Origin of the sequence: Oricola sp. (assembly GCF_022763245.1) — a bacterium.
Taxonomy (GTDB): Bacteria; Pseudomonadota; Alphaproteobacteria; order Rhizobiales; family Rhizobiaceae; genus Oricola.
The window spans coordinates 262,920-287,625 of sequence record NZ_JALEGV010000041.1 but is presented as its reverse complement, the minus strand read 5'-3'; the positions used below and the strand labels follow the sequence as shown (position 1 = coordinate 287,625).

At 64.5% G+C, this 24,706-nt stretch carries 29 protein-coding genes; 14 read left to right on the top strand and 15 right to left on the bottom strand.

What is annotated here, in order from left to right; genetic code table 11:
• Nucleotides 1-4: 4 nt before the first annotated feature.
• A complete protein-coding gene (locus tag MRY80_RS22125; protein ID WP_293293417.1) occupies nucleotides 5-742 on the bottom strand; it encodes a TVP38/TMEM64 family protein in 738 nt (245 codons plus the stop codon).
• A gap of 349 nt (nucleotides 743-1,091) precedes the next feature.
• Between MRY80_RS22125 and rpmH the strand changes: the two genes are divergently transcribed.
• From rpmH to yihA, 4 genes are read left to right on the top strand one after another with little or no spacing between them, the layout of a single operon-like run.
• Entirely contained in the window at nucleotides 1,092-1,226 is a 135-nt protein-coding gene (rpmH, locus tag MRY80_RS22120) for a 50S ribosomal protein L34 (protein ID WP_293293416.1), read from the top strand.
• Nucleotides 1,227-1,249: 23 nt separating this feature from the next.
• Nucleotides 1,250-1,654: a ribonuclease P protein component gene (gene rnpA, locus MRY80_RS22115; RefSeq protein ID WP_293293415.1), complete on the top strand. Its 405-nt coding sequence runs from the start codon at nucleotides 1,250-1,252 to the stop codon at nucleotides 1,652-1,654.
• Between the two features lie 19 nt (nucleotides 1,655-1,673).
• A complete protein-coding gene (gene yidC / locus MRY80_RS22110) occupies nucleotides 1,674-3,485 on the top strand; it encodes a membrane protein insertase YidC (protein WP_293293414.1) in 1,812 nt (603 codons plus the stop codon).
• A gap of 10 nt (nucleotides 3,486-3,495) precedes the next feature.
• Complete coding sequence (yihA, locus tag MRY80_RS22105) at nucleotides 3,496-4,161, top strand: ribosome biogenesis GTP-binding protein YihA/YsxC (RefSeq protein ID WP_293293413.1); 666 nt, start codon at nucleotides 3,496-3,498, stop codon at nucleotides 4,159-4,161.
• 6 nt (nucleotides 4,162-4,167) lie between these two features.
• Here yihA and msrB read toward each other — a convergent pair whose 3' ends face one another.
• The 4 genes from msrB to MRY80_RS22085 form a co-directional block, all read right to left on the bottom strand.
• A complete protein-coding gene (msrB, locus tag MRY80_RS22100) occupies nucleotides 4,168-4,662 on the bottom strand; it encodes a peptide-methionine (R)-S-oxide reductase MsrB (RefSeq protein WP_293293412.1) in 495 nt (164 codons plus the stop codon).
• Between the two features lie 132 nt (nucleotides 4,663-4,794).
• Nucleotides 4,795-5,352 carry a fasciclin domain-containing protein gene (locus tag MRY80_RS22095; RefSeq protein ID WP_293293411.1) on the bottom strand — a complete coding sequence of 186 codons (558 nt, stop codon included), beginning with the start codon at nucleotides 5,350-5,352 and terminating at the stop codon, nucleotides 4,795-4,797.
• A 108-nt stretch (nucleotides 5,353-5,460) separates the two neighbouring features.
• On the bottom strand, nucleotides 5,461-6,177 hold the full coding sequence (locus tag MRY80_RS22090) for an anti-sigma factor (RefSeq protein WP_293293410.1): 717 nt from the start codon (nucleotides 6,175-6,177) through the stop codon (nucleotides 5,461-5,463).
• A complete protein-coding gene (locus tag MRY80_RS22085) occupies nucleotides 6,174-6,758 on the bottom strand; it encodes a sigma-70 family RNA polymerase sigma factor (RefSeq protein WP_293294191.1) in 585 nt (194 codons plus the stop codon). The genes MRY80_RS22090 and MRY80_RS22085 overlap by 4 nt, the downstream gene beginning before the upstream one ends.
• Before the next feature lie 51 nt (nucleotides 6,759-6,809).
• On the opposite strand from MRY80_RS22085, the gene argB reads away from it, so the two are divergent.
• Nucleotides 6,810-7,718, top strand: a complete 909-nt coding sequence (gene argB, locus MRY80_RS22080) for an acetylglutamate kinase (protein ID WP_293293409.1) — start codon at nucleotides 6,810-6,812, stop codon at nucleotides 7,716-7,718.
• 45 nt (nucleotides 7,719-7,763) lie between these two features.
• Here argB and MRY80_RS22075 read toward each other — a convergent pair whose 3' ends face one another.
• Together MRY80_RS22075 and MRY80_RS22070 are read right to left on the bottom strand one after the other, a co-directional pair.
• Complete coding sequence (locus tag MRY80_RS22075; RefSeq protein WP_293293408.1) at nucleotides 7,764-8,669, bottom strand: DMT family transporter; 906 nt, start codon at nucleotides 8,667-8,669, stop codon at nucleotides 7,764-7,766.
• A 137-nt stretch (nucleotides 8,670-8,806) separates the two neighbouring features.
• Complete coding sequence (locus MRY80_RS22070) at nucleotides 8,807-8,929, bottom strand: hypothetical protein (protein WP_293293407.1); 123 nt, start codon at nucleotides 8,927-8,929, stop codon at nucleotides 8,807-8,809.
• Nucleotides 8,930-9,073: 144 nt separating this feature from the next.
• Here MRY80_RS22070 and MRY80_RS22065 point away from each other — a divergent pair, with 144 nt between their 5' ends.
• From MRY80_RS22065 to MRY80_RS22055, 3 genes are all read left to right on the top strand, one after another.
• The gene (locus MRY80_RS22065) at nucleotides 9,074-9,769 is read left to right on the top strand and encodes a pyrimidine 5'-nucleotidase (protein ID WP_293293406.1); all 696 of its coding nucleotides are present in this window, start codon (nucleotides 9,074-9,076) and stop codon (nucleotides 9,767-9,769) included.
• A gap of 8 nt (nucleotides 9,770-9,777) precedes the next feature.
• Entirely contained in the window at nucleotides 9,778-10,629 is an 852-nt protein-coding gene (locus tag MRY80_RS22060) for a DUF817 domain-containing protein (protein WP_293293405.1), read from the top strand.
• A 123-nt stretch (nucleotides 10,630-10,752) separates the two neighbouring features.
• The gene (locus MRY80_RS22055) at nucleotides 10,753-11,349 is read left to right on the top strand and encodes a hypothetical protein (RefSeq protein ID WP_293293404.1); all 597 of its coding nucleotides are present in this window, start codon (nucleotides 10,753-10,755) and stop codon (nucleotides 11,347-11,349) included.
• 26 nt (nucleotides 11,350-11,375) lie between these two features.
• Here the strand turns inward: MRY80_RS22055 and MRY80_RS22050 are convergent, their stop codons facing one another.
• Nucleotides 11,376-11,588, bottom strand: a complete 213-nt coding sequence (locus tag MRY80_RS22050) for a hypothetical protein (protein WP_293293403.1) — start codon at nucleotides 11,586-11,588, stop codon at nucleotides 11,376-11,378.
• 63 nt (nucleotides 11,589-11,651) lie between these two features.
• A complete protein-coding gene (locus MRY80_RS22045) occupies nucleotides 11,652-12,494 on the bottom strand; it encodes an LOG family protein (RefSeq protein WP_293293402.1) in 843 nt (280 codons plus the stop codon).
• A 153-nt stretch (nucleotides 12,495-12,647) separates the two neighbouring features.
• On the opposite strand from MRY80_RS22045, the gene dapD reads away from it, so the two are divergent.
• Genes dapD through MRY80_RS22020 form a run of 5 tightly spaced genes read left to right on the top strand, consistent with a single transcriptional unit; the run spans nucleotide 12,648 to nucleotide 16,484 of the window.
• A complete protein-coding gene (gene dapD, locus MRY80_RS22040) occupies nucleotides 12,648-13,505 on the top strand; it encodes a 2,3,4,5-tetrahydropyridine-2,6-dicarboxylate N-succinyltransferase (protein ID WP_293293401.1) in 858 nt (285 codons plus the stop codon).
• Between the two features lie 5 nt (nucleotides 13,506-13,510).
• Nucleotides 13,511-13,894: a DUF805 domain-containing protein gene (locus MRY80_RS22035; protein WP_293293400.1), complete on the top strand. Its 384-nt coding sequence runs from the start codon at nucleotides 13,511-13,513 to the stop codon at nucleotides 13,892-13,894.
• 37 nt (nucleotides 13,895-13,931) lie between these two features.
• Nucleotides 13,932-14,642, top strand: coding sequence for a hypothetical protein (locus tag MRY80_RS22030; protein WP_293293399.1), 711 nt, complete (start codon nucleotides 13,932-13,934; stop codon nucleotides 14,640-14,642).
• Nucleotides 14,643-14,691: 49 nt separating this feature from the next.
• Nucleotides 14,692-15,891 (top strand): succinyl-diaminopimelate desuccinylase, encoded by a 1,200-nt coding sequence (gene dapE, locus MRY80_RS22025; protein ID WP_293293398.1) that lies wholly within the window; start codon nucleotides 14,692-14,694, stop codon nucleotides 15,889-15,891.
• A complete protein-coding gene (locus MRY80_RS22020) occupies nucleotides 15,888-16,484 on the top strand; it encodes a hypothetical protein (RefSeq protein WP_293293397.1) in 597 nt (198 codons plus the stop codon). The genes dapE and MRY80_RS22020 overlap by 4 nt, the downstream gene beginning before the upstream one ends.
• Here the strand turns inward: MRY80_RS22020 and truA are convergent.
• From truA to def, 3 genes are all read right to left on the bottom strand, one after another.
• Nucleotides 16,426-17,235, bottom strand: a complete 810-nt coding sequence (truA, locus tag MRY80_RS22015; RefSeq protein WP_293293396.1) for a tRNA pseudouridine(38-40) synthase TruA — start codon at nucleotides 17,233-17,235, stop codon at nucleotides 16,426-16,428. The genes MRY80_RS22020 and truA overlap by 59 nt on opposite strands.
• Nucleotides 17,236-17,301: 66 nt before the next feature.
• Nucleotides 17,302-18,231, bottom strand: a complete 930-nt coding sequence (gene fmt, locus MRY80_RS22010; protein ID WP_293293395.1) for a methionyl-tRNA formyltransferase — start codon at nucleotides 18,229-18,231, stop codon at nucleotides 17,302-17,304.
• 296 nt (nucleotides 18,232-18,527) lie between these two features.
• Nucleotides 18,528-19,052, bottom strand: a complete 525-nt coding sequence (def, locus tag MRY80_RS22005) for a peptide deformylase (protein ID WP_293293394.1) — start codon at nucleotides 19,050-19,052, stop codon at nucleotides 18,528-18,530.
• Between the two features lie 95 nt (nucleotides 19,053-19,147).
• Between def and rmuC the strand changes: the two genes are divergently transcribed.
• Nucleotides 19,148-20,407, top strand: a complete 1,260-nt coding sequence (gene rmuC, locus MRY80_RS22000; RefSeq protein WP_293293393.1) for a DNA recombination protein RmuC — start codon at nucleotides 19,148-19,150, stop codon at nucleotides 20,405-20,407.
• Here rmuC and MRY80_RS21995 read toward each other — a convergent pair.
• From MRY80_RS21995 to MRY80_RS21985, 3 genes are all read right to left on the bottom strand, one after another.
• A complete protein-coding gene (locus MRY80_RS21995; RefSeq protein WP_293293392.1) occupies nucleotides 20,370-21,119 on the bottom strand; it encodes a PhnD/SsuA/transferrin family substrate-binding protein in 750 nt (249 codons plus the stop codon). The two genes, rmuC and MRY80_RS21995, sit on opposite strands and share 38 nt — an antisense overlap.
• 52 nt (nucleotides 21,120-21,171) lie before the next feature.
• A complete protein-coding gene (locus tag MRY80_RS21990) occupies nucleotides 21,172-23,490 on the bottom strand; it encodes an EAL domain-containing protein (protein ID WP_293293391.1) in 2,319 nt (772 codons plus the stop codon).
• Between the two features lie 146 nt (nucleotides 23,491-23,636).
• Nucleotides 23,637-24,638, bottom strand: coding sequence for a fatty acid desaturase (locus MRY80_RS21985; protein WP_293293390.1), 1,002 nt, complete (start codon nucleotides 24,636-24,638; stop codon nucleotides 23,637-23,639).
• Between the last annotated feature and the right edge of the window lie 68 nt (nucleotides 24,639-24,706).

Below are 24,706 nucleotides of genomic sequence, written 5' to 3'. Positions count from 1 at the left end.
GTTCTCAGCGACCGGCGCGCAGGCGCCGGATCACCGTCGGGACCGCCGCGATGACGGCGAGCGCCAGGAAGGCGATGGTGATCTGCGGCGTCACCAGGTCGGAGAGCGCGACCTGCGTGCCGGCCTCGCGCGCCGAGACGAGCACGCTGTCCAGGCCCTGGCCTAGATAGGTGTAGGCGAAGGTGCCGGGCATGATTCCGAGAAAGGTGGCAGCGACATAGGCGCGCAGCGACACGTTGAAGAAGGCCGGCGCGATGTTGATCACGAAGAAGGGGAAGATCGGCGCGAGGCGCAAGACGAGAAGGTAGGAGAAGGCGTCCTTCTCGAAGCCGTCTGCAAGCCGCTTCACCCGTCCGCCGACGCGATCGCGCAGGAAGTCGCCAAAGGCGCTGCGCGCAGCGAGGAACAAGGCCGTCGCACCCGTCGTCGCCGCAAAGGCGACCAGCACGCCGCCGACGAACCAGCCGAAGAGGAAGCCCGAAAAGACGGTGAGGACGGAGGCCGCCGGGAAGGAGAAGGCGACGGCGAGCGCATAGATCGCGGTGAAGCCGGCGAGGGCGAGCGCGTAATTGGCATCGACGAAACCGAGCAGGCTTTCGCGGCTTTCCGCCAGGAAGTCGAGCGACAGATAGCGCTGCCAGCCCATCGCATAGGCGAAGGCCAGCCCCAGGGCGATCACCGCCAGGGGGGCGTAACGTTTCCAGGCGCCGGCGCGCCTTGCCGGCGTTCGCGGTTCCGCCATATCCATCGCCTCGTCTGTCACGGCATGATCCTTCTTAGAACGGTTTTGCGGTTTCATGCACCGCTGTTGGCTCGCATTTGGCGGTCCGGCCGATCAAGAACAATTCACAAACCATTGATGCGAGGAAGCGTGATCGCCTCTGACGCCTGGCTCACGGGCGCGTGAGCGACCACCACCGACGCGCGAAAGCGGGCGAATGCGGGCATTGACTCGACGCGTGCTTTGAACCATAAGCGCGCAACGCTCGGGCGCGTCTCCGGCGGCGTATTTGTGTTGCGCCTCGCCAGGAGACCCGGCTCCCAACCGAATAGCACGAAGACAAGGGCCGCCTTCATCGGCGGAGAAGACAATGAAACGCACCTACCAGCCGTCCAAACTGGTCCGCAAGCGCCGTCATGGTTTCCGTTCCCGCATGGCAACCACCGGCGGCCGCAAAGTGCTCGCCGCCCGCCGTGCGCGCGGCCGCAAGCGCCTGTCGGCCTGATCGGTTTTCCGCGACGCTGAACGATGAACGGACCGGCAACACACGCCGGACGAACCGATCAGCCTGTCGCCGGACCGTATGGCGTTTTGCGCAAACGCTCCGAATTTCTGGCCGTGCGCCGCGGAACGAAAGTTCGCGGCGCTTTTGTGCTTGTGGAAGCACAGCACCGCCGCGACGACGATATGCCGCGTCTCGGCCTGACCGTCTCCAAGAAGAATGGCAATGCCGTCAAGCGCAACCGCATCAAGAGGCGGCTGCGCGAAGCAGTTCGCCTTTGTGGCGCGGGTGACATGGCGATCGGAAATGACTATGTGATCGTTTCGACGCCGAAGGCGCTGCGCGCGCCGTTCGATGCCCTATGCGCCGATGTCTCATCCGCATTCGCGCAGGCCAACAGGAAATTGCAGCGCCACCGGGAAGGCGCCTGAGAGGACCGGACACCCCACGATGGAAAACAACCGCAACCTGTTCATCACGATCATTCTCTCGGTCGCGATCCTGGCAACCTGGCAAATCTTCTACATGGGGCCGAAGCTGGAGGCCGAGAAACAGGCGCAACTCGAGCAGCAGGCGCAGCAGCCGGCCGAGACCGCCGCCCAGACGCCGGCCGCATCCGCCGACGGCTCCATTCCGCAATCGACGATCGGCGGTGAAGCCGCCGCGCCGGCCACCGTGGCCGAAGCCGCCGAGGAAGCCGGCCGCATCACCATCGACACGCCGACGCTGTCCGGTTCGATCAACCTGCGCGGCGCGCGGTTCGACGACCTGAAGCTGAAGGAATATCGCGAGACGATCGAGAAGGATTCTGACATCGTCACGCTGCTCGAACCGTCGACGCAGCCGGACGGCTATATCGGCGAGTTCGGCTATGTCGGATTCGACGGCGCGCCGCAGTCCGACACGGTCTGGCAGGCGTCCGGCGACGCGACGCTGTCGCCGTCATCGCCGGTGGAACTCACCTACGAGGCGCCGAACGGGCTTGTCTTCACCCGCACGATCTCGATCGACGACCACTACATGTTCGAGATCAAGGACAGCATCGAGAACACGTCCGAAGGCGCGGTCGCCGTGCAGGAATACGGCCGCATCACGCGCTATTCCAAGCCCGAGAAACGGCCGATCTACGTGCTGCACGAAGGCATGATCGGCGTGACCGGCACCGAGGGGCTGACCGAGCGCAAGTTCAACAAGATCGAGGAAGAAGGCCAGCTCGTGCCCGGCACGTCCACCGACGGCTGGCTCGGCATCACCGACAAATACTGGGCGACCGCGCTCATTCCGGTCGGCGGCGAGAGCTTCCAGCCGCGCTATTCCTATTTCTCCGACGGCCGCGCGCGCTACCAGTCGGACTTCCTGACGGAATCCACGACGGTCGAACCGGGCGCGACGATCCAGTTCGACAACCTGTTCTTCGCCGGCGCCAAGGTGTCGAGCCAGCTCGACGCCTACAAGGAAAAATACAACATCCGCCTCTTCGAGAAGATGATCGACTGGGGATGGTTCTGGTTCATCACCCAGCCGATGTTCAAGCTGCTCGACTTCCTGTTCCACCTGTTCGGCAATTTCGGCGTCGCCATCCTGATCACCACCGTGATCGTCAAGGCGGTGTTCTTCCCGCTCGCCAACATGTCCTACGCCTCGATGGCCCGCATGAAGGTCGTGCAGCCGAAGATGCAGGAGCTGAAGGAGAAGTTCGGCGACGACCGCGAGAAGATGCAGAAAGCGATGATGGAGCTCTATCGCGAGGAGAAGATCAATCCGGTCGCCGGCTGCTGGCCGATGCTGATCCAGATCCCGGTCTTCTTCGCGCTCTACAAGGTGCTCTACGTCACGATCGAGATGCGTCACGCGCCGTTCTTCGGCTGGATCCAGGACCTGTCGGCGCCCGATCCCTCGCATGTCTTCAACCTGTTCGGGCTGCTGCCCTACGACCCGGCTTCGGTTCCGGTCATCGGCACCTTCATCGCCATCGGCGTGTGGCCGCTGATCATGGGCCTGACGATGTTCCTGCAGATGCGCATGAACCCCACGCCGCCCGATCCGACCCAGGCGATGATCTTCAACTGGATGCCGCTGATCTTCATGTTCATGCTGGCGAGCTTCCCGGCCGGGCTGGTGATCTACTGGGCGTGGAACAACACGCTGTCGATCATCCAGCAGGGCGTCATCATGAAGCGCAACGGCGCCAAGATCGAGTTGTGGGACAATTTGCGTGGCCTGTTCGGCGGCGCGAAGAAAAAGGCCGGCGCGACGAAGTAGCGGGCCGGCCATGAGCGACGACATCCAAGACGGCGCACCGGAGGCGCCCCTGCAGGACTTCCCGCTGCAATGGGATTTCATCCGGGGCGTGCCCTCGATGAAATTCCTGCCGCCGGAAGGACCGCCCGAGGTGGCGTTCGCCGGCCGGTCGAATGTCGGCAAGTCCTCGCTGATCAACGCCGTCGTCGCCAAGAAGGGGCTGGCACGCACGTCCAACACGCCGGGCCGCACGCAGGAACTGAACTTCTTCGTGCCGAGCGGCTATGCCGGTTCGGTCGACGACCTGCCGCCGCTCGCCATAGTCGACATGCCGGGCTACGGTTTCGCCAAGGCCCCGAAATCCACAGTCGACAACTGGACGAAGCTGATCTTCTCGTATCTGCGGGGCCGCGTGACGCTGAAGCGGGTCTATCTGCTGATCGACGCGCGCCACGGCGTGAAGAAGAACGACGAGGAGGTCATGGACCTGCTCGACAAGGCGGCCGTGTCCTACCAGGTCGTGCTCACCAAGATCGACAAGATCAAGGAAGCCGGCGTGCCGCGCGTGCTGGCCGATACCGCAGAGCGCGTCCGCAAGCGGCCGGCGGCCTATCCGGACGTGCTGGCGACGTCGTCTGAAAAGAATGTCGGTGTGGAGGAATTGCGCGCGGCGATGCTCGCCGCCGCGCAATCGTAACTCCGGTCAGGCCGGCTGGTCTTCCGCCGGCTTGAACGCCAGCGCCACGCCGTTGATGCAATGGCGCTTGCCGGTCGGCTTCGGACCGTCATTGAAGACATGGCCGAGATGGCCGCCGCAGCGGCGGCAATGCTCTTCGGTGCGCGGCAGGATCAGCTTGAAATCCCGCTTGTAGCCGACCGCGTCGGGCAGCGTGTCGAAGAAGCTCGGCCAGCCCGTGCCGCTGTCGAATTTCGCTTCCGAGGAAAACAGCGCCAGATCGCAGGCCGCGCAATGGAACACGCCCTTGCGCTTCTCCTCGTTCAGCGGGCTGGTGAAGGCGCGCTCCGTCGCCTCCTTGCGCATGACCGCGAATTGCTCTTCGGTCAGCAGATTGCGCCATTCTTCTTCGGTCTTCATGATTTCGAACTCTTCCTCAGAACCTGCTGCAAGGGCACGGACCGCGACGCCGCCCGTCAGGGCCGCCGTGGCGCCGAGCGCCAGAAAACTGCGTCTCTTCATAGCGTAGTCCTCCGTGGTTTGTCCCGGATATAAGCGGACCAGGGCAAGGCCGCACTTCACGCTTGTGAACGATTTCGTGAGGGAGACTGGCCGGGCGCTGCGCGCGCCCGGCGTCACTTGTCATGGGTGCGATCAGGCTGCCGGCAGCAGAACCGTGTCGATGACGTGGATCACACCGTTGGACTGCTTCACGTCGGCGATGGTGACGGTGGCTTCGTTGCCTTGCTCGTCGACGATCACGATGTTGTCGCCGTCCATCTTGGCGGTGAAGGTGCAGCCGCCGACGGTCTTGACCGGGTGCATGCCGCCATCGTCGCTGATCATCTGGCCGATGGCGTCGGACAGCGCGTTGGCCGAAACCACGTGACAGGTCAAAACCTTGGTGAGCTGGTCCTTGTTCTCAGGCTTCAGCAGCGTCTCGACGGTGCCCGCAGGCAGTTTAGCGAAAGCGTCGTCGGTCGGCGCGAAGACGGTGAACGGGCCCTCGCCCTGCAACGTCTCCACGAGACCGGCGGCCTTGACGGCGGCGACGAGGGTTTCGTGGTCGGCCGAGTTCACGGCGTTCTCGACGATGTTCTTGGTCTCGTACATCGGCGCGCCGCCGACCATCGGATTGTCGGCCAGGGCCGGCGCCGCCGCGGCGAAGGAAAGGGCAGTCGAAACGGCGAAAGTGCGAATGAGGGTCTTCATCGTTTTCTCCTTGTTTTTCTGTCCGCTGCTGTGGCGGACATTCAAGGAGACGGGGCGGACTTGCGAATAGTTTCAGCCGGCCGGAATCTTTTTTCCGGGCCGGTCCCGTCAGATCTTCATCAAGGGGCCGATCGCGACGACCGGGCCGTGATCCGTTCCGCTGGGCGCGCCACCGGGCGGTTCGACGGTCACGGCAAGCGTGATCGCGCCGTCCGGCATGGCCGCGAGTTCGCCGGGCAGCGCCGTCAGCGTCACCTCGCCGTCTTCCAGCAGACCAAGCGAGATCGGCACCTCGCCGCCGGCGATCGCCCACAATTCATACACGTGGTCTATCGGCGCGGTGGTGCCGGTTCGGGTCAGCCGGATCGCGCCGTCCGTGTCGCGCAACGCCACGAAGGACGCCTCGGATTCCACCGCCGCGAGCGCGGCGATCTGCTGCGGTCCGGGTACCGGCGTCGCCAGGCCGTTGAGAAGGATGATCGCCAGGACCGCGACGGCCGCGACCGCCGACAGCGACACGCTGCGCCAGAAGGCGAGGCTGTGCCAGAGGCCGGTGCGAAGGTCCGGCGCCTCGTCGGCAACGGCGAAGAGCCGGTCTTCCAGCGCGTCCCAGACGCGTGCCGGCGGCTGTTCCTCACCGTAGGCGCGGTTCATGCCGGACAGCCGTTCCTCCCAGTCGGAGACCTGCATGGCGAAACCGCGATCCGAATCGATGCGACGCGCGACGTCCGCGCGCTCCGTGGCCGAGAGCACGCCCAGAACATATTCGGCCGCGACGACATCGTCGCCGCGTTCGCCATCCTCATGTTCTCTCGGGTCCGTCATTCTTCCAGACACTCTTTCAGTTTCATCAGGCTCCGCCGCAACCATGTGCGCATGGTGTTGAGCGGAACCGTATGCCGGTCGGCCAGTTCCTGGTAGGAATAGCCTTCCAGATAGGCCGCGCGCACGGCATTCGCCTTGGGCGCGTCCAGACGGTCGATACAGGCGTCCAGCTGCGCGCGTTCGGACGCCGCAACCGTACTCGCCTCCGGCGACGGGCCGCCATCTGCCAGCCCGCCGTGCTCGGCGATGTCCTCGTGGCCGCCGCGACGCCTGCGCAGGATATCGATCGCATGGTTGCGCGCAATCGCGACGAGCCACGCAAGCGGGCTCGATCCGCCGCCGGCGAAGCGGTCGGCGCGATGCCAGATCTTGACGAAGATCTCCTGCAAGGCGTCCTCGGCTTCGGGCCTGTCTTTCAGGATACGAAGCGCGACGGCAAAAAGTTTCGATGAAGTGGCGTCATAAAGACGTGCGAAGGCGGTGCGGTCGCGCAGTGCCGTCCTCGCAATCAGTTCGGCAATGTCGGCGCTGGGATCCGATTTCCCCTCCCGTCGTCGGCGTGATTGCCCTCCTAACCGCAAAGAGATAGACCGGGAAATGCAAAAATAAAGGTATAGCGGACAAGCCTTTTCATGGACGACACAACCTCCCTTTCGACGCCGGCGACCGAAGCGCACATCCTGGCCCGTGCGCTGCCCTATATGCAACGCTACGAGGACAAGACGGTGGTGGTCAAATATGGCGGCAACGCCATGGGCGACGCCTCGCTCGGCCAGGCCTTCGCGCAGGACATCGCGCTGCTCAAGCAATCCGGCGTCAACCCGGTGGTGATCCATGGCGGCGGACCGCAGATCGGCGCCATGCTGACCAAGATGGGCATCGAGTCGAAATTCGAAGGCGGCCTCAGGGTCACCGACCGCGCCACGGTCGAGATCGTCGAGATGGTGCTCGCCGGCTCGATCAACAAGGAAATCGTCGCGATGATCAACGCGGCGGGCGAATGGGCGATCGGCCTCTGCGGCAAAGACGGCAACATGGTGTTCGCCGAAAAGGCCCGCAAGACGGTGACCGACCCCGACAGCAACATCGAGCGCATCCTCGACCTCGGATATGTCGGGGAGCCGGTGGAAGTCGACCGCACCCTGCTCGACCTCCTGGCCAAGTCGGAGATGATCCCGGTGATCGCCCCGGTGGCGCCCGGCCGCGACGGGCACACCTACAACATCAACGCCGACACTTTCGCCGGCGCAATCGCCGGCTCGCTTCAGGCTTCGCGCCTCCTGTTCCTGACCGACGTCCCGGGCGTCCTCGACCGCAATGGCGAGCTGATCAAGGAGCTGACGATCTCGCAGGCCCGCGACCTGATCAAGGACGGCACCATCTCGGGCGGCATGATCCCGAAGGTCGAGACCTGCATCGAGGCGCTACGCCGCGGCGTCAAGGGCGTCGTGATCGTCAACGGCAAGGTGGCTCACGCCGTGCTTCTGGAACTGTTCACTGAGCACGGCGCCGGCACGCTGATCGTGCACGACAAGGCGTGACGACGCGCATTGTCCCCGAAATGTGAGCCTTGATCCGGCGGCGCTTCAGCCGCCGAGCACAAGCACCAGAATGCCGGCCGTGATCAGGACGCAGCCGGCGATCTCCAGCTTGTTGATGTGTTCGCGGAAGACGAACACGGTCGTTCCGAAGGCGAACAGCATCTCGATCTGGGCCAGCGCCTTGACGATCGCCGCCTGCTGCAGGGTCATGGCGGCGAACCAGCCGAAGGACGCGGTCGCGCCGACGAAGCCCACCAGTGCCGAGGGTTTCCACGCCGCGCCGATCTGGACGATGCCCGCCCGGTCCCGCCAGAGCATCCAGCCGAACATCACGGCGGTCTGCAGCGCGATCGCCCACAGAAGCGTGGTCGCCGCCTGGATGGCGAAGTTCGGGTAGCCGAGCGTCAGCGAGGCGGCGCGGTAGGAGACGGCCGCGATCCCGAACAGGGTGCCGGAGGCGATGCCGATGCCGGCCGTCCTGGAAAATACCGACGTGACCAGCGCAGCCGGGCTGAAGGCGCTGCGCGCGACCGAAATCAGCATCACGCCCAGAACCGAGATCGCGATCGCCAGGAGCGTCAACGGTCCGACCGTCTCGCTCAGGAAGACGAGGCCGAACAGCGCCGCCTGCGCCGGCTCGGTGCGCGAATAGGCCGTGCCGACCGTGAAATTGCGAAACGAGAACAGGTGGATCAGCATGAAGGTCGCTGCGATCTGCGTGCTCGCGCCCAGCGCCGTCCAGCCCAGGAAGGCAGGCGACGCGGCGGGAACCGGCTCGCCCGACCAGTGGGTGAGCAGGAAAAGGTAGAGCACGGCGAAGGGCAGGCCGAAGCCGAAGCGCACGAAGGTGGCGCCGGTGGTGCCCATCCGGCCCTTCAGGTGCTTTTGCAGAGAGGAGCGGATGTTCTGCAGGAATGCCGCGGTGATGGTGATCGGTATCCAGAGTTCCATGGGATGTCTCTTTGGAATGCCCTTGGGGCGGTTGCCTCGGCGGGAAAGCCCGGCGGCCGGCATTGCGGTCGCATCGACAACGAAGATGGCGGGGCGCGGGGCCGGGTGGGGGCCACGCAACCGTGGCCGATGAAGCGTCAGCCCCGCCGGCTGAGCATGGCCCCGCAGAAGGCGCCGAAGAACCGCACCGGCAGGCGCTTGCGGTCCTGCAAGATAAAGGCGGCGGCCAGCGCCCGGCGCTCAAGGGTGAAATGCGTCATGGCCCCGATCTCTAGCACCGTTTTGGCCGAACCACCATTGTCGGTTGAGGCCGACGGCGCGGACGGTCGCCGAAAAGGCGCATTGTCGGCGCAGCGGCGACAAGTGCGATGACTTCGCCCCCAAATCGTGATTAAGGCTGGGCCATGACCGAAAAACCCTCTCCCGCCGCCTTCGCGCATGTGCGCGAATGGGTGTTCGACCTCGACAACACGCTCTACCCGCATCACTCGAACCTGTTTTCCCAGATCGACGTGAAGATGACGGGCTATGTGGCCGAGCTCCTGCAATTGCCGCGCGAAGAGGCGCGCATGGTGCAGAAGGATTTCTACCAGCGCTATGGAACGACGCTCAAAGGGCTGATCGAGAACCACAATGTCGATCCCGACGACTTCCTGGAGAAGGTCCACGACATCGACTATTCCTGGATCGCGCCCGATCCGGCGCTCGGCGAGGCGATCCGGTCGCTGCCGGGGCGCAAGTTCATCTTCACCAACGGCGATCGCGGCCACGCGGAACGCGCCGCACGCCAGCTCGGCATCCTCGATCACTTCGACGACATATTCGACGTCGTCGCCGCCGGCCTCACACCGAAACCAGCCGCCGAGACCTATGACAAGTTCCGCGCATTGCACCGCGTCGATTGCGAGCGGGCGGCGATGTTCGAGGACCTGGCGCGCAACCTGGTGACCCCGAAGGCCTATGGCATGCGTACGGTGCTGGTCGTCCCCCGGAATTTCGAACCGACCTTCTCGGAAATCTGGGAACAGGACGTCGATCACGACCAGGTGGACTATGTGACGGACGATCTGGCGCAGTTCCTGACGTCGATCATCGGATAGCCGATCCCGTGAAGCGCTTTACCTCGCTGGAAGAGCGGATCGATCACGCCGCCCACCGGGTGCTCGACCGCATGCCGGCCTCGGGACTGTCCGGGGCGTTCGTCGAATTCGTGGTGTTCGGCCTGAAGCAGGCCTGGGCCTGCCTGTTCGGCGGCATCATGCTGTTCCTGATCCTGTCGACGCGCATGACCTGGCCGGACGATGCGTGGCTCGCCCGATACGATTTCGTTTTCCTGTGCGCACTGGCCGTTCAGGCGGCAATGCTGATCTTCAAGCTCGAAACGCTGGAGGAGGCGAAGGCGATCTTCCTGTTCCACCTCGTCGGAACCGGCATGGAACTGTTCAAGACCGCCGCGGGATCCTGGGCCTATCCGGAGGACGCCTTCTTCCGCATCGGCGCCGTGCCGCTTTTCTCGGGTTTCATGTACGCCTCCGTCGGCTCGTATCTGGCCCGCGTCGCCCGCATCTTCGATTTCCGCTTCACGGCCTATCCGCCGTTCTGGACGCCACTGGTCATCGCCATCGCAATCTACGTCAATTTCTTCTCGCACCATTTCGTCGTGGACATGCGCTACGTAATCCTCGCCGTGACCGCGATCCTGTTTGCGCGTACATGGGTTCACTACCGCGTCTTCCGCTTCCGCCATCGCATGCCGCTGCTGCTCGGCTGGTTCCTGGTGGCGGTGTTCATCTGGTTTGCCGAGAACATCGCGACCTGGTCGCATGCGTGGCTCTACCCCTCCCAGCAGGGCGGCTGGACGCCCGTTTCATGGTCGAAGCTCGGGGCGTGGTATCTGCTGATGATCGTCTCCTTCGTTCTGGTCACCCTTGTGAACCGGCCGAAGGATCTGGACCGCTAGGCGCCGCGAGGAGGCTCCCGCTGCGGAAACCTTACAGAGACGTAATGATATTACAGAGATTTAACTAACATATTCCTTTTTCGGAATGCATCAAAGGACATCACTCAACGAAGGGGAATACAGATGTCTTTCACTCGCATGGGCCTGATGGCCGCACTCTCCGCCACCCTGATCGCAACCACCGTTTCCGCCGAGACGTTCCAGGAGCATTTCATGACGAATTGGGATGCCAATTCCGACGGTGCGGTGACGCTTGCGGAAGTCGTCGAACGCCGCGAGAGCGTGTTCGCCGCCTTCGACACCAACGAAGACGGTTACATCGACGCCGAAGAGCGCAAGGCCATGGACGAAATGCGCGACAGCGAGCACGCCAGCATGGCCGAACAGGGCATCGAGCGCCCGAAGGGCATGGGCCAGGGTCAGATGGGCCAGGGTCACGGCCAGGGAATGGGTCAGGGCCGCGGGCATGGCGGACAGGGCATGGGTCCCGGCAAGGGACGCGGCATGGGTCAGGGGATGGCTCACGGTCAAGGCATGGGCGGCAATGGCATGGGTGGCAATTTCCGGATGAATGCGGAAGCCGGCATGCATGAGGGCCGCATGATCGACGCCGATGGCGACGGCAAGTTCAGCCGCGACGAATTCGTCGGCATGTCCGAAAGCTGGATGGCCCGGCTCGACGTCAATGGCGACGGCCAGATCTCGTCGGCCGATTTCTGATCAGCCTCGAATTCAGGCGTCGCGCATCAGCCGATGCGCGGCGTCCTTTTCGCCTTCTTGACGAGACGCGCCAGGTTTCCATGAACCGGCGCGTTTGTCGTCATGGAGCGGGCAGAATAGCCCGATGCCGTGAGATACTCCTCGAAGCTTCGCGGCTGGGGACCGGCGAGGTGTCGCTCGTCGTCCAGATCAACAAGCATCCCGTCATTGCGGGGCATCTGACTTGCGGAACTGCCCATGCGCGCTCTCCATGCGATTCGCCTGGATGCATAATGCGCGAATGTGACGAAAGGTTCCGTACGTCATATGCCGTAGAAATTCTTCACAACTTCCCAGGCCTCGTCGCCGCTATCGACGTGGTCGATCAGATCGGCGTCGCCGGGCGAGATAGTGCCCTGTTCGGCCAGGAAATCGAGATCGATCGCCCGCGACCAGAACTCGCGGCCGAAGAGGAGAAGCGGCACGCGCTCCATCCGGCCGGTCTGGATCAGCGTCAGGGATTCGAACAGCTCGTCCATCGTGCCGAAGCCGCCTGGGAAGAGCGCGATCACGCGGGCACGCATCAGGAAATGCATCTTACGGATCGCGAAATAGTGGAAATTGAAGCACAGGCCGGGCGTGACATACTCGTTCGGAGCCTGTTCGTGCGGCAGCACGATGTTGAGCCCGATCGACCGGGCGCCGACATCGACGGCGCCGCGATTGCCCGCCTCCATGACGCCCGGCCCGCCGCCGGTGGTAACCACGAACTCCTCGCCGCCGGTCGCCATCGAATGCTCCGAGCAGCGCCGCGCGAAGGCGCGCGCCTGTTCGTAATATCGCGCATTGGCCTCCAGGTTGCGCCGCTGCGTCTCGTTCTTGGCCGCCCAGGCGATGCCGCCCGGCTCGGGGATGCGCGCGCCGCCGAAGAGGACGGCGGTCGACTTGATCCCTTCCTCCTGGAGCAGGAGTTCCGGCTTCAGAAGCTCGAGTTGAAGGCGGACGGGGCGCAGTTCCTCGCGGCACAGGAAGTCGGTGTCGTCGAAGGCGAGCCGGTAGCTTTCCGCGCGCGTCTGCGGCGTGTTGGGAACGGCGCGCGCCCGGCTCTTGTCCTGGCGCGACGGGATCAGCGGATCCCAGACATCGTTGCCTCGCTTGGCGTTCATCATTCTTCCCCGGCTCTTCGAATTTTCCGTGCCCCTGGCAGGCACGCTCGTCACACAGCGACCGCATTGACCATCCCGGCCGCATTCGCGTAGGAACCGGCGACAGTGCCGGACGTCCCGGCGACACACTACCCGCCGACAAGGAAACAATTCATGACCGCCCATGATGTCGCGACGCTGGAAAGCATCATCGAAGCCGCCTTCGAAGACCGGGAGAGCATCTCGGCCAGCACGCGCGGCGAGACCCGCGAGGCCGTGAACGAAGCGCTCAACCTGCTCGACGGCGGCAAGGCGCGCGTGGCCGAGCGGCAGGCGGACGGCAACTGGACGGTCAATCAGTGGCTGAAGAAGGCGGTGCTCCTGTCCTTCCGTCTCAATCCGATGGAGGTCATCTCCGGCGGACCGGGCGATTCCGGCTGGTGGGACAAGGTTCCCTCCAAGTTCGACGGCTGGAGCGGCCAGCATTTCGAGGCGGCTGGTTTCCGCGCCGTTCCCAACTGCATCGTTCGCCGCTCGGCTCATATCGGCAAGGGCGTGGTCCTGATGCCGTCCTTCGTCAATCTCGGCGCCTATGTCGACGAGGGCACAATGGTCGACACCTGGGCGACGGTCGGCTCCTGTGCGCAGATCGGCAAGAATGTGCACCTGTCGGGCGGCGTCGGAATCGGCGGCGTACTTGAGCCGATGCAGGCCGGACCGACGATTATCGAAGACAATTGCTTCATCGGCGCGCGCTCCGAAGTCGTCGAAGGCTGCATCGTGCGCGAGGGCTCGGTCCTCGGCATGGGCGTCTTCATCGGCCAGTCGACCAAGATCGTGAACCGCGCGACCGGCGAGATCACCTTCGGCGAAGTGCCGCCCTATTCGGTCGTCGTCGCCGGCACGCTGCCCGCCGAAAAGCCGATGCCGAACGGCCGGCCCGGGCCGAGCCTCTATTGTGCGGTCATCGTCAAGACCGTCGATGAGAAGACGCGCTCCAAGACCGGCATCAACGAGTTGCTGCGGGACTGACGGCGATGGCGGACGGGCCCGATCATCCGCTGACGGTGAAATGGGTCCTGTTCGGCTTCAAGGGCCGGATCGGACGCAAGAGCTTCTGGCTGGCGGCGCTTCTGATGCTCTTCATCCAGGGCGCCATCATCGCGCGGATCGCGTCGATCCCCGAGGACAGCCCGTCGCTGGCGCTGTGGGGCATGATCATGCTGGTCGCATGGGTGGCATCCGCCTGGGCCGGCGTCGCGCTTGCGGTCAAGCGGCTGCACGATCTGGGCCTGCCGGGGATCCTTGCGGTAGCGCTGCTGATCCCGGCGGTCTCGCTGATCGCCTTTTTGATTCTCGCCGTGATGCCGGGCCGGCCGGAAACCAACGAACACGGCCCCGCACCCTTTTCGCGCCGCTGATCACGATGCGTTAAACCGTCGCGTGTACCGTGACGGCATGCCTTACCGCACGCTTGACAAGGACCGGATCACAACCACCGCCGCCCGGCTCGAGAAGCGGATCGGCGAGCGTTTTCCGGAGGCCGGCTTGCGCAAGGTGGCGCAGGAGGTCGTCGGGCTTGCCGGCGATATCGGCGACCGGACCGAGAAGCTGCAAAGGCCCGTCCTGTGGCTGCGCGCCGTCATTCTGGCCGCCATCATCGCCGCCGCATCGATCTTCACGCTGGTCGGCACGTTCCTGTCCTTCGAGCGCATCTCGACGGGCGCCTTCGACTTCGTGCAGGGGCTCGAATCCTTCCTCAACACGGCGGTCTTCGCCGGCGCGGGTTTCTACACGCTGGTGACGCTGGAAGAGCGCTTCAAGCGCCGCAGCGCGCTCCGCGGCCTGCACGAGCTGCGCTCGGTGATCCACATCATCGACATGCACCAGCTCACCAAGGACCCCGCCGTCCTGCATCGCGGCTTCATGCCGACGCTCAGTTCTCCGGCCCGCACCCTGACCGCGCCGGAACTCGTGCGCTATCTCGACTACTGCTCCGAACTCCTTTCGATCACCGGCAAGCTTGCGGCCCTCTACGCCCAGGCGCTGAATGACGACGTCATCGTCAACGCGGTCAACGACATCGAGACGCTCGGCACCAACCTGTCGCGCAAGATCTGGCAGAAGATCATGCTGATCGACGAGGACCGGCCGCGCGGGGCGGCCTGACAGGTCGCTCTCATTGACGCTGCCTGCGGGCGCCGATAGAGCAACAGCCATGACGCAGAACGCCGGCAACCCCCTCTCCAACCTGCAAACGCTCATTCGCTGCCCCTCGGTAACTCCCGAGGAGGGCGGCGCGCTCGATGCGCTGGAGGCCATGCTGACGCCGCTCGGCTTCGCCGTCGAACGGCTGACCTTCGCCGAGCACGGCACGCCGGACGTGGACAACCTCTATGCCCGTCTCGGCACGCAAGGTCCGCACCTGATGTTCGCCGGTCACACGGACGTCGTGCCCGTCGGCGACGAAGCCGACTGGGCGCATCCACCCTTCGCGGCGACGGTGAGCGACGGGATGCTCTACGGTCGCGGCGCTGTCGACATGAAGGGCGGCATCGCCTGTTTCGTCGCCGCGGTCGCGCGCCACATCGAGAAACACGGCGCACCGGCCGGCTCTATTTCCTTCCTGATCACGGGTGACGAGGAAGGCCCCGCCATCAATGGCACCACCAAGCTCCTGGAATGGGCGGACGGCGAGGGCGAACAGTGGGACGCCTGCATTCTCGGCGAACCGACCAATCCCGAAACGCTCGGCGACATGGTCAAGATCGGACGGCGCGGCTCGCTGTCCGGGCAGGTCACGGTGATCGGCACCCAGGGCCACGTGGCTTATCCGCATCTCGCCGACAATCCGCTGCGCGCGATGACGCAGATGGCGGCTGCCCTGTTCGACCCGCCGCTCGACGACGGGACCGAGCATTTCCAGCCTTCCAATCTGGAGATCACCACGATCGACACCGGCAATACGGCGACCAATGTGATCGCCGCGCGGGCGACTGCCGGCTTCAACATCCGTTTCAACGACTGCTGGACGGCCGACAGCCTGAAGGCGGAAATCGAGGCGCGTCTTGCGCGCGCCGCCGCCGATCATGCGCTGCGACCGGGCAAGGATACGCCGGTGCGCTTCGAACTGGACTGGAAGTCGCCGCCAAGCCCCGTGTTTCTGACCCGCGACGAGACGCTGATCCAGGCCGTGACCGGCTCCATCGAGGCAGTCACAGGCCGGTCTCCGGTCATCTCCACCTCCGGCGGCACGTCGGACGCGCGCTTCATCAAGGATTACTGCCCCGTCGTGGAGTTCGGCCTCGTCGGGCAGACGATGCACATGGTCGACGAGCGCGTCGCGGTCGATGACCTTGAGGTGTTGACGGAAATCTACGAACGCATCATCGCCGACTGGTTCGCGGCCCGCGCATGAACTTTCTCGATTACGCCCTGCATCATATCGCCTGCACCGTCCGGCTGGTGCGCGGCGACGCGGCGGCGCTCGACGACATGGACATCACCGTCGACGGGTTCTGGCGATCCTTCGAGGCGCTGCCCGCCGCTCTGCCGGCGCTGATCTTTTCCTGGGTGGTCGAAGCGCGCCAATTGCAGGCGGAGGGGCTGACCGTTCCGCTCGGCTCGATCCTCGGTCGGATGGCGCTGCTGGAACTGGTGTTCTGGATCGCGCCGGTGATCGTGCTGGCGTTTGTCCTGAACATGCTGGGGCTCGGTCGTCGCTTCACGCATCTGATCGTCGCCCGCAACTGGCTCGCCGCCTTCGGCAGCTATCTGTTCGTCGTCATTCCGCTGGGCGAACTCACCACGGGCAGTGGTCCGGGCGAGTTCTGGGTGTGGATGACGCTGTTCGCGATCATGCTCATGCTGTGGTTTTCGACCCGTGTCACGCGGCAGGCGCTCGACGCGCCACTGACGACCGCCATCGCCTTTGTCGGCGTCGAGGCCGCGGTCACCTACCCCCTCGCCGTCTACGCCTATGCGGCGGCGGGGTTGTATCCAGTGGCGTGAATACGACGTCGTAATCCACCTTGGCCAGATAAAGGCCGTACGGTGGCGCGAGCGCGCCGCAACGCTGGTGATCGCGCGCGTCGCGCGCCTCCTCCACATCCGCCGCCGTCCAGCGCCCTTCGCCGACGAGCTTCAGCGTGCCGACGATGGAGCGGACCTGGTTGTGCAGGAAACTGCGCGCCGACACATGCGCTTCGACCAGTTCGCCGGTGCGCGTGAAGCGGATCTCGTCGAGCGTCTTGACGGGCGAGCGGGACTGACACTGGGCGGCACGGAAGGTAGTGAAGTCATGGGTGCCGAGCAGCGTCGCCGCGGCCTCGTGCATTGCGTCGATGTCGAGCGGGCGCTTGACCCACCATGCGCGCTGCCGCTCCAGCGGGATCGGCGCGTGCCGGTTGAGGATGCGGTAGAGATAATGCCGCGTGGTCGCCGAGAAACGGGCATGGAACTCCTCGTTCATCTTCTCGACATCCAGAATTGCCACGCATTCGTCGGCCATCACCAGATGCGCGTTGATGGCCTCCATAACGCGAAAGGGCTCCCATTCGCGCGACATGTCGATATGGCAGACTTGGCCGAGCGCATGCACGCCGGTGTCGGTGCGGCCGGCGACATGGACGGTGACGTCCTCGCCTGAGAACTTCTTCACCGCCCTCTCGATCGCCTCCTGCACCGCGTAGCCGTTCGACTGGCGCTGGAATCCGACATAGGGAGTGCCGTCATATTCGACGGTCAGGCGGTAACGGGGCATGAGGTGACTCGATCCTGAACAAGCCCCGGCTCTTAAAGCCCGGTCGGCATCGCGTAAAGTTCGACGCTAGCGGATCGCGGTCGGGGCGGCGCCGCGCAGGAAGTCCGACGCGTTCAACGCCTTGCCGCCAGCCTTTTGCAGGGTCACCAGTTCGACCGCGCCATCCGTGCAGCCGGCGAGCAGCCGCCCACCCTCGACCTTGAGCACGCCAGGCGTCGCCGGCGTCGCATCGGGCAGATGGCTGCGCAGGAGTTTCACCCGTTCCCACTTGCCGCCGATCTCCATCTCGCACCACGCGCCGGGAAACGGCGCGAGACCACGGATGTGGTTGTGAACCTCGGCGGCCGGGCGCGCCCAGTCGATGCGCGCCTCGGCCTTGTCGATCTTGGATGCATAGACGACGCCGTCTTCGGGCTGCGGCGTCAACGTCAGGCTGTCACGCTCGAGAGCGGCCATGGCACGCACCATCAGGTCGGCGCAAAGCTGCGAAAGCTGGTCGTGCAATTCGCCGGCGGTCATGTCCGCACCGATCGGCAGGCGGTCCTCCAGCGCGATGTCGCCGGTATCGAGGCCAACATCCATCTTCATGACCATCATGCCGGTTTCCGCATCGCCCGCCATGATCGCCCGCTGGATCGGCGCCGCGCCGCGCCAGCGCGGAAGAAGCGAAGCGTGGCCGTTGAAGCAGCCGAGCCGCGGCGCATTCAGCACGGCTTCGGGCAGCAGGAGCCCGTAGGCAACGACGATCGCCGCGTCGGCTTCGAGCGCGCGAAAGGCTTCCTGCTCCTCGGCGCCCTTCAGGCTCTTCGGCGTTCGCACGGGAATTCCGAGCGCTTCGGCCTGAAGGTGGACGGGCGATTTCGTCAGCTCCAGCCCGCGCCTGCCGGCCGGGCGCGGAGGCTGCGAATAGCAGGCGACGATGTCACGCCCCTGCGCCGCCAGAGCGGTGAGCGTGGGCACCGAGAAGTCCGGCGTTCCCATGAAGATCAGCCGCATGTGTCCGCTCCCTGTCAGAATTCCGGAGGATGGCTAAAAAGCCGTCGATTTTCTTAACGAATTCTTAAGCGCCGGCGTCAATATCCGGTTTACCAATTTCATTCACATGTGAAGGACGTCGCCATGAACCGGCGCGCTTTCGGTCACCGCGAAGCGAAGCAACTCGAACTCGATCCGCAACGCTCCCTCAAAGACCACGAAACATACAGCCGCAGCCATCGAGGCCGGGCGGCGCGAAGCAGGCCGCTGCTGTGTTGGATCCTGCCTTGCCGGCAGAAGCGATCCGTGCCGCAGGACTAGAGCCGCGTGCCGCCACGCTGTTTTGCCAGCTTGGTGAATTTCTTGACGACCATGTCCCGCTTGAGCTTGGAAATATGGTCGATGAACAAGACGCCGTTCAGATGGTCGATTTCGTGCTGGACGCAGGTGGCGAACAGGCCGTCGGCGGTCAGTGAGGCCTTGTTGCCGTCCCGGTCGAGATAGTTCACCGTCACCGTCGCAGGCCGCTCGACCTCCGCATAGTAATCCGGGATCGACAGGCAGCCCTCTTCATAGGTCGAGACGTCGTCGCCGGACGACACGATCTCCGGATTGATGAGGACGAAGGGGTTCTTCTCGTCTTCTTCCTTCGAGACGTCCATGACCAGCATGCGGATCGGTTCGCCGACCTGAATGGCGGCGAGACCGATGCCGGGAGCGTCATACATGGTCTCCAGCATGTCGTCGGCGAAACGGCGCAGATCGTCATCGACACGCTCCACCGTCTTGGAGGGCTGGCGCAGGATGGGATCGGGAAGAAGAACGAGCGGTTTGATGGTCATCGTGGCGCTCACGTAAGCAATGGGAGTGGCCCCGTCAATCTCCGCGCGGCGCGGCGCGGTCTGACAAGGGCCGGCGAATCGCGTAAGAACATCGCATGAACACTCCCCTCGACATGTCGCATCCTTTCATGACGCTGGCTGGCCGCGTCTTCACCCTGGGCGAGATGCTGATGCTGGCTGCCCTGATCGTCGCCACGCTGGCATTGCTCGGCCTTGTCCTCGCCTGGCGCAATGCCGGGCGCCGCGCCACGGAAGCGGAAGAAAGCCGCCGCCGCGCCGCCGAGGCGGATGCCCGGATGTCGGAAATCCTCAAGGCCCAGTCGGAGATGCATGGCCGCATGGCGTCGATGGCGGAGATCTTCGGCTCGCGGCAATCGGAACTGAACCAGGCGATCAACCAGCGCTTCGATTCCATGTCGAGCCGGATCGGCCAGTCGATGACGGAACAGCAGAAATCCACGCATGAGCACCTCGCGCGCCTGCAGGAGCGGCTCGCGGTGATCGACAAGGCACAGACGAACATCCAGCAGCTTGCCGGCGACGTGGTGCAGTTGCAGTCGATCCTGTCCAACAAGCAGACACGCGGCGCCTTCGGCCAGGGGCGCATGGAGGCGATCATCGCGGACGGGCTGCCGATGGACGCCTATTCCTTCCAGGCGACGCTGTCGAACGGCAACCGACCGGATTGCGTCATCCACATGCCCAATGACGCGCCGGGCCTCGTCATCGACGCCAAGTTCCCGCTGGAGGCATGGAACGCCATTCGCGAAGCGGCGGACGACGCGCAACTGAACGAGGCGGCGAAGCGCTTCAGGCGCGACATGGACGTGCATATCAAGGCGATCTCGGAGAAGTACCTGATTGCCGGCGAGACGCAGGACACGGCCTTTCTCTTCGTGCCTTCGGAATCGATCTTCGCCGACATTCACGAGCATCACGAGGCGATCATCCAGCGGGCGCATCGGGCGCGCGTCGTCATCGTGTCTCCTTCTCTTCTGATGCTGTCGATCCAGGTCGTGCAGGCGCTTCTGAAGGATGCGCGCATGCGTGAGCAAGCGCATCTGATCCAGGCCGAAGTGCTGCGGCTGATGGAAGACGTGACGCGGCTCGACGACCGCGTGCGCAAGCTTCAGACCCATTTCGGTCAGGCACAGAAGGACATCGACGACATCCTTGTCTCCTCCGGCAAGGTCACCCGCCGCGGCCAGAAGATCGAGGCGATGGATTTCGACACCGAGCGCGCAGCCGCGGCCAAGGCGGACGCCGACAAGGGTGTCGAGGGCAAGGCCGCGGACAGCCGGACCGGTCAATTGCGGCTCAGGGTCGTGGATCAGGAAGACGAGCAGGGTCGATAGGCGGATCGAGCACGACGGCCGGCATCGACGCCAGCACCGCGCGCCGGATCCGCTCCCATGCCGCGTCATCGTAACGCAGTGACGTGATCAGCGGCAGACCGGGCCGCGACGCCGTCCAGCCTGCAATGTGCAACTCACGCGCGGCCGGCTCGTGCGCCAGGGCGATTTGCCATGTGACGCAGTCGATCGCCGCGAAATCCGCCTCACCGGCCTTGACGGCCTGGATCGAGCCTCGATGCGAGCCCGTGAAGACGATGTCGCCTTCATCGAGAAATGCCAACCCGAGAGCATTCATGTCGCGCGCGGGCGCGACAAATCCGGACATCGAGCCGGCCTCGTTGGCGGCCATGCGGCCGGTGACGGCCGAAGCGGGGATCGACGCAGCGGGGCTTTCCGGCGGCGGCAGATCGGCACCCGGTCGGCGACGCACGATCACGCTTCGATAGGTGCCCTGCCCGCATCCCGGCGCGTCATGCACGGGGGTCGCGACATAGCGCACCCTGCCCGCGAGGAGAGTTGCCAGCGGCTGGCTGCAAGTCTCGCCGATCAGCAGGTCGGGCGACAGCCACATACCGGCCAGGTTCTCGTCACGCGCAAGATGGTTGGGGGCGTCGAAGCCCTCCGCGCGCAATGCTGCACACAGCGGCGCCCATCGGGCGTCTGTGTCCGTGCGCCGTTCCGGCCAGTCATACATGGGAAGCATCGCGATCATGGGCGCATAACGGGCGCCAGGCGACGAACGGCATGGAGGGCACGCAGGATCATCAGGCCGCCGAAGCGCTCGCGGCTTCGGCCTTGAGCTCCTCCACGACCGCCAGATCGCGGTCGCTCGGAGCCGGGATGCCGAACATGTAGCCCTGCACCTCGTCGCATCCCTCGGCGAGGGCGCAGTCGAATTGCGCCTGGCTCTCGACACCTTCGGCCACCGTCGTCGCGCCGAGGCGCCGTCCGAGATCGGCGACCGTCCTGACGATCGCCGCGCAGTCGGGCCGTTCAATCGCGTCCTGGACGAAGGATCCGTCGATCTTGATCTTGTCGAAGGGAAAGGCGCGCAGATGAGCCAGCGAGGAATAGCCGGTTCCGAAATCGTCAAGCGCCACGCGGACGCCGAGGTCGCGCATGCGCCGCAATTCGCCGATCGCGTCCACTTCCTCGCCGATCAGCGCGGTCTCGGTGATCTCGATTTCGAGACGTTCGGGAGACAGTCCGGAATCGACTAGAGCTGCGAGCACTTCGGAGGGCAAGGCGCCCCTGCCGAACTGGCCGGCGGAAATGTTGACCGCAACCCGTGCGTCGTCATCCCAGCCGGCCGCGTCGTGGCAGGCGCGGTTGAGCACGAACCAGCCGAGTTGGTCGATGAGGCCGCATTGTTCGGCGACAGGAATGAACTCGGCCGGCGAAATCCAGCCATGCTCGGGCTGGTGCCAGCGGATCAGCGCTTCGCGGGCGGTGATCTTGCCGGTGCGGATGTCGACGATCGGTTGGTAGAAAACGAACAATTCGTCGCGCCTGCGCAACGCCGCACGCAGTTTCGTTTCGAGCTGCACGCGCTCGTGGACGCGGACCTCCATCTCGGGAAGGAAAATCCGCACGGCCTCCTTGGACATGGCCTTCGCCGCATATAGAGCGATGTCGCCCCGCGACAGCAGCGTTTCGGTGTCCTGTCCGTGCTCCGGCGCCAACGCGATACCGACGGAGGCGCCGATCTGCACATGCCGGTCGTCCTGGAGGCTGTAGGGCGCGCCAAGCGCGTCGACGAGGCGCTGTGCGAAGTCCGCCGCCCGCCTTGCATCCGCGTCCGAGAGCAGGACAGCAAATTCGTCGCCGCCCAGACGGCATATGAACGCGTCGGCGACCTCGCATTTTTCGCGCAGGCGATCTGCGACCTGCCGGAGCAGCGCGTCTCCGACGCCGTGGCCCTGCGTGTCATTGACGTATTTGAAGCCGTCGAGATCGATGAGCAGCAGCGCCACCCGGGCATCCGACGGAGCCAGGACGGCCTCGAAATGCCGGTGAAAGGTGTAGCGGTTCGGCAGGCAGGTGAGCGTGTCGCTGTGGGCGAGCCGGGAGATCTCGGTCTCGGTTTCGACCTCCTTGGTGACGATCGCCCAAGACAGCATCGGGCCCAGATAGGCGCCGTCGTCGTCGTGGACGGCCGATATCTGCAAATCGAGCACCTCCGGCCCGAGCTTGATGCGGGCATTGTGCGGCAGCCTGGCAGGATCGGACAGCAGCGCCCGCTGGTGTTCGGGATGCTTGTGGAACACGTCGATCGACGCGCCCAGGATCTCGTCCGCGGTAATCGGCAGCAAATGCTCGATGCGGCGGATCAGGCTTCTGGAGGTCTCGTTCAGATAGTTGATCCGCAGAGTCTCAGGATCGACCGTCATCACGGCGACAGGCATGTCGTCGATCATGTGCAGAAGGCGGCTCTGCTCGCGCTCGCGGCGCAGGGCGTCCGACTGGGCAACCACGAGACGGTCGAAATCCTTGCCTTGCGTCCGGATGACCACAAGCGCGACGACCGAGACGAAGATGATGTTGACCGCGAGCATCTGATGCAACGGGGCGCCATGCACCGAGAAGAAGGCGATGATCGGCACCGCCGGGACCAGGGCGACGATGACCGCCGCCGAGTGCAGATAGGTCAGGCACAGCATGCTGCTGGTCATCGAAATGGTGACGAACAGGAGAACATGGACCCGTGCGGCCTCATCGCCATGGGGATAAAGCGCAAGCGCCCAGCCGAGAGCGGTGAGAGCGAGAGCGATGGCGAAGCGGTTCACGCGCCTGAGTTCGCGGATCGCCCGTTCGGTCGTCAACTCGACATTGCGCATCCTCCACCAGACCACGAGACGCCCCACAAAGGCGGCGGTGAGCAAAAGCGAGACGACGACCGTCAGCCAATCGGGTGCCTGCCCGTGGAAATCGACGGCGAGGACCCAGCCATTGACCACAAGGGCCAAATACATCAGCGGAATGAAGCGGGAGAGAGACTTGCACTGGGCCTTCAGGAGGTCGGGATTGTCGGTGGGCAGGGCGAAAGAGTGCGCTATTCGATTCAGAACCGGACCGGGGAACATGCCACGCCTTTGTTACTGCAAGTTTTTCTCCAAGATATTGCTAGCCGAAACTTGTTGATACATCTCTAACCTGCAGAAAGTTGTGTTCGGGCCGCGCGCTGACGTGGCGCCGTGGGCCTGTGTCGCAAGCATTACGATCCACTTCGTCAGTCGCGGTCCGCTTTGGCCGGAACAGCCGCATTGCAACCGATCTGCGGACCGGTTACGACGCCGACTGGATGGAAGCTGCCGCCCTGGACGGGTACAGCTCGCGCGCCGGTGCGCCACGCCGGATGCACGACCGGCTCCTTGGCGCGGAAGGCGAAGGCGCGGAAGATCGCCCAATAGTCCGAGAACACGTAGCCGCCGTTGCGCCGGCGCCACTCGGCGCGGTCTGCCCGGTAGAGCGCCGGCAGGCGGTACCAGGGCGCACGGGGGCGGTTGTGATGGACGAGATGCAGGTTGTTGTTCAGGAACAGCAGGCCGAAGACGCCGCCATTCTCGATGATGACCGTGCGGCCATCCGGATCGCCCGCCCACTGATGCTCACAATAGGTCCGAATGGCGACGATCGACATCGCGCCATAGGCGGCGGCGAGATAGTGCAGCGGAGCGATGTCCATCACGCCGACGACTAGGCTTGCAAGCACGATAAGGCCCGCGAGTTGGTGGAGCCAGGCGCGGCGGACGTCGCGCTCGTTGCGCCAGGCCCGGCCAAGCTCAGTTGAGAAGAAGGCCGCGATCATCAGGCCCGGCCCGAGGATCAGACGGCCGGCGAGGGTGTTGTTCAGCCGAAGCAGAAGTTTCACCGGCGCGGCGAAACCCTGCCAACTTACCGCTGAACGATACCAGCTTTCCGGGTCGTCATACGGATCGGTCAGGCGCTCGTCATTGTGGTGAGCAAGATGGGTCTGCCTGAACCGGCGATAGGGGTAGAACACACCGAGCGGCAGGGCGACCAAAAGCTCGTTGAATGCAGCGCTGCGGCTCGGATGGCCGTGCAACGCTTCGTGCTGCAGCGAGGAATGCAAGGCCGTCGCGACGGCCATGGCGACGAGGCCGATAATGGGAAACGCAGGATAGACGACGAGGCCACTGACAAACCACAGGCCATAGCAGGCCCCAAGCATGGCCATGGTCGGCCATTCCAACTGTTTCAAAACTCTCATCTTTCACCCCTTCAGGCGAGAACATGCCTCCTGACAAACCGGCGCGAAACGCGGGAATGGTGAATTTC

Bases quoted from the DNA above. Each gene is read 5' to 3' on its own strand.
- MRY80_RS22125 (WP_293293417.1), bottom strand. From the start codon at position 742: ATGGCGGAACCGCGAACGCCGGCAAGGCGCGCCGGCGCCTGGAAACGT.
- rpmH (WP_293293416.1), top strand. From the start codon at position 1,092: ATGAAACGCACCTACCAGCCGTCCAAACTGGTCCGCAAGCGCCGTCAT.
- rnpA (WP_293293415.1), top strand. From the start codon at position 1,250: ATGAACGGACCGGCAACACACGCCGGACGAACCGATCAGCCTGTCGCC.
- yidC (WP_293293414.1), top strand. From the start codon at position 1,674: ATGGAAAACAACCGCAACCTGTTCATCACGATCATTCTCTCGGTCGCG.
- yihA (WP_293293413.1), top strand. From the start codon at position 3,496: ATGAGCGACGACATCCAAGACGGCGCACCGGAGGCGCCCCTGCAGGAC.
- msrB (WP_293293412.1), bottom strand. From the start codon at position 4,662: ATGAAGAGACGCAGTTTTCTGGCGCTCGGCGCCACGGCGGCCCTGACG.
- MRY80_RS22095 (WP_293293411.1), bottom strand. From the start codon at position 5,352: ATGAAGACCCTCATTCGCACTTTCGCCGTTTCGACTGCCCTTTCCTTC.
- MRY80_RS22090 (WP_293293410.1), bottom strand. From the start codon at position 6,177: ATGACGGACCCGAGAGAACATGAGGATGGCGAACGCGGCGACGATGTC.
- argB (WP_293293409.1), top strand. From the start codon at position 6,810: ATGGACGACACAACCTCCCTTTCGACGCCGGCGACCGAAGCGCACATC.
- MRY80_RS22075 (WP_293293408.1), bottom strand. From the start codon at position 8,669: ATGGAACTCTGGATACCGATCACCATCACCGCGGCATTCCTGCAGAAC.
- MRY80_RS22070 (WP_293293407.1), bottom strand. From the start codon at position 8,929: ATGACGCATTTCACCCTTGAGCGCCGGGCGCTGGCCGCCGCCTTTATC.
- MRY80_RS22065 (WP_293293406.1), top strand. From the start codon at position 9,074: ATGACCGAAAAACCCTCTCCCGCCGCCTTCGCGCATGTGCGCGAATGG.
- MRY80_RS22055 (WP_293293404.1), top strand. From the start codon at position 10,753: ATGTCTTTCACTCGCATGGGCCTGATGGCCGCACTCTCCGCCACCCTG.
- MRY80_RS22050 (WP_293293403.1), bottom strand. From the start codon at position 11,588: ATGGGCAGTTCCGCAAGTCAGATGCCCCGCAATGACGGGATGCTTGTT.
- MRY80_RS22045 (WP_293293402.1), bottom strand. From the start codon at position 12,494: ATGAACGCCAAGCGAGGCAACGATGTCTGGGATCCGCTGATCCCGTCG.
- dapD (WP_293293401.1), top strand. From the start codon at position 12,648: ATGACCGCCCATGATGTCGCGACGCTGGAAAGCATCATCGAAGCCGCC.
- MRY80_RS22035 (WP_293293400.1), top strand. From the start codon at position 13,511: ATGGCGGACGGGCCCGATCATCCGCTGACGGTGAAATGGGTCCTGTTC.
- MRY80_RS22030 (WP_293293399.1), top strand. From the start codon at position 13,932: ATGCCTTACCGCACGCTTGACAAGGACCGGATCACAACCACCGCCGCC.
- dapE (WP_293293398.1), top strand. From the start codon at position 14,692: ATGACGCAGAACGCCGGCAACCCCCTCTCCAACCTGCAAACGCTCATT.
- MRY80_RS22020 (WP_293293397.1), top strand. From the start codon at position 15,888: ATGAACTTTCTCGATTACGCCCTGCATCATATCGCCTGCACCGTCCGG.
- truA (WP_293293396.1), bottom strand. From the start codon at position 17,235: ATGCCCCGTTACCGCCTGACCGTCGAATATGACGGCACTCCCTATGTC.
- fmt (WP_293293395.1), bottom strand. From the start codon at position 18,231: ATGCGGCTGATCTTCATGGGAACGCCGGACTTCTCGGTGCCCACGCTC.
- def (WP_293293394.1), bottom strand. From the start codon at position 19,052: ATGACCATCAAACCGCTCGTTCTTCTTCCCGATCCCATCCTGCGCCAG.
- rmuC (WP_293293393.1), top strand. From the start codon at position 19,148: ATGAACACTCCCCTCGACATGTCGCATCCTTTCATGACGCTGGCTGGC.
- MRY80_RS21995 (WP_293293392.1), bottom strand. From the start codon at position 21,119: ATGATCGCGATGCTTCCCATGTATGACTGGCCGGAACGGCGCACGGAC.
- MRY80_RS21990 (WP_293293391.1), bottom strand. From the start codon at position 23,490: ATGTTCCCCGGTCCGGTTCTGAATCGAATAGCGCACTCTTTCGCCCTG.
- MRY80_RS21985 (WP_293293390.1), bottom strand. From the start codon at position 24,638: ATGAGAGTTTTGAAACAGTTGGAATGGCCGACCATGGCCATGCTTGGG.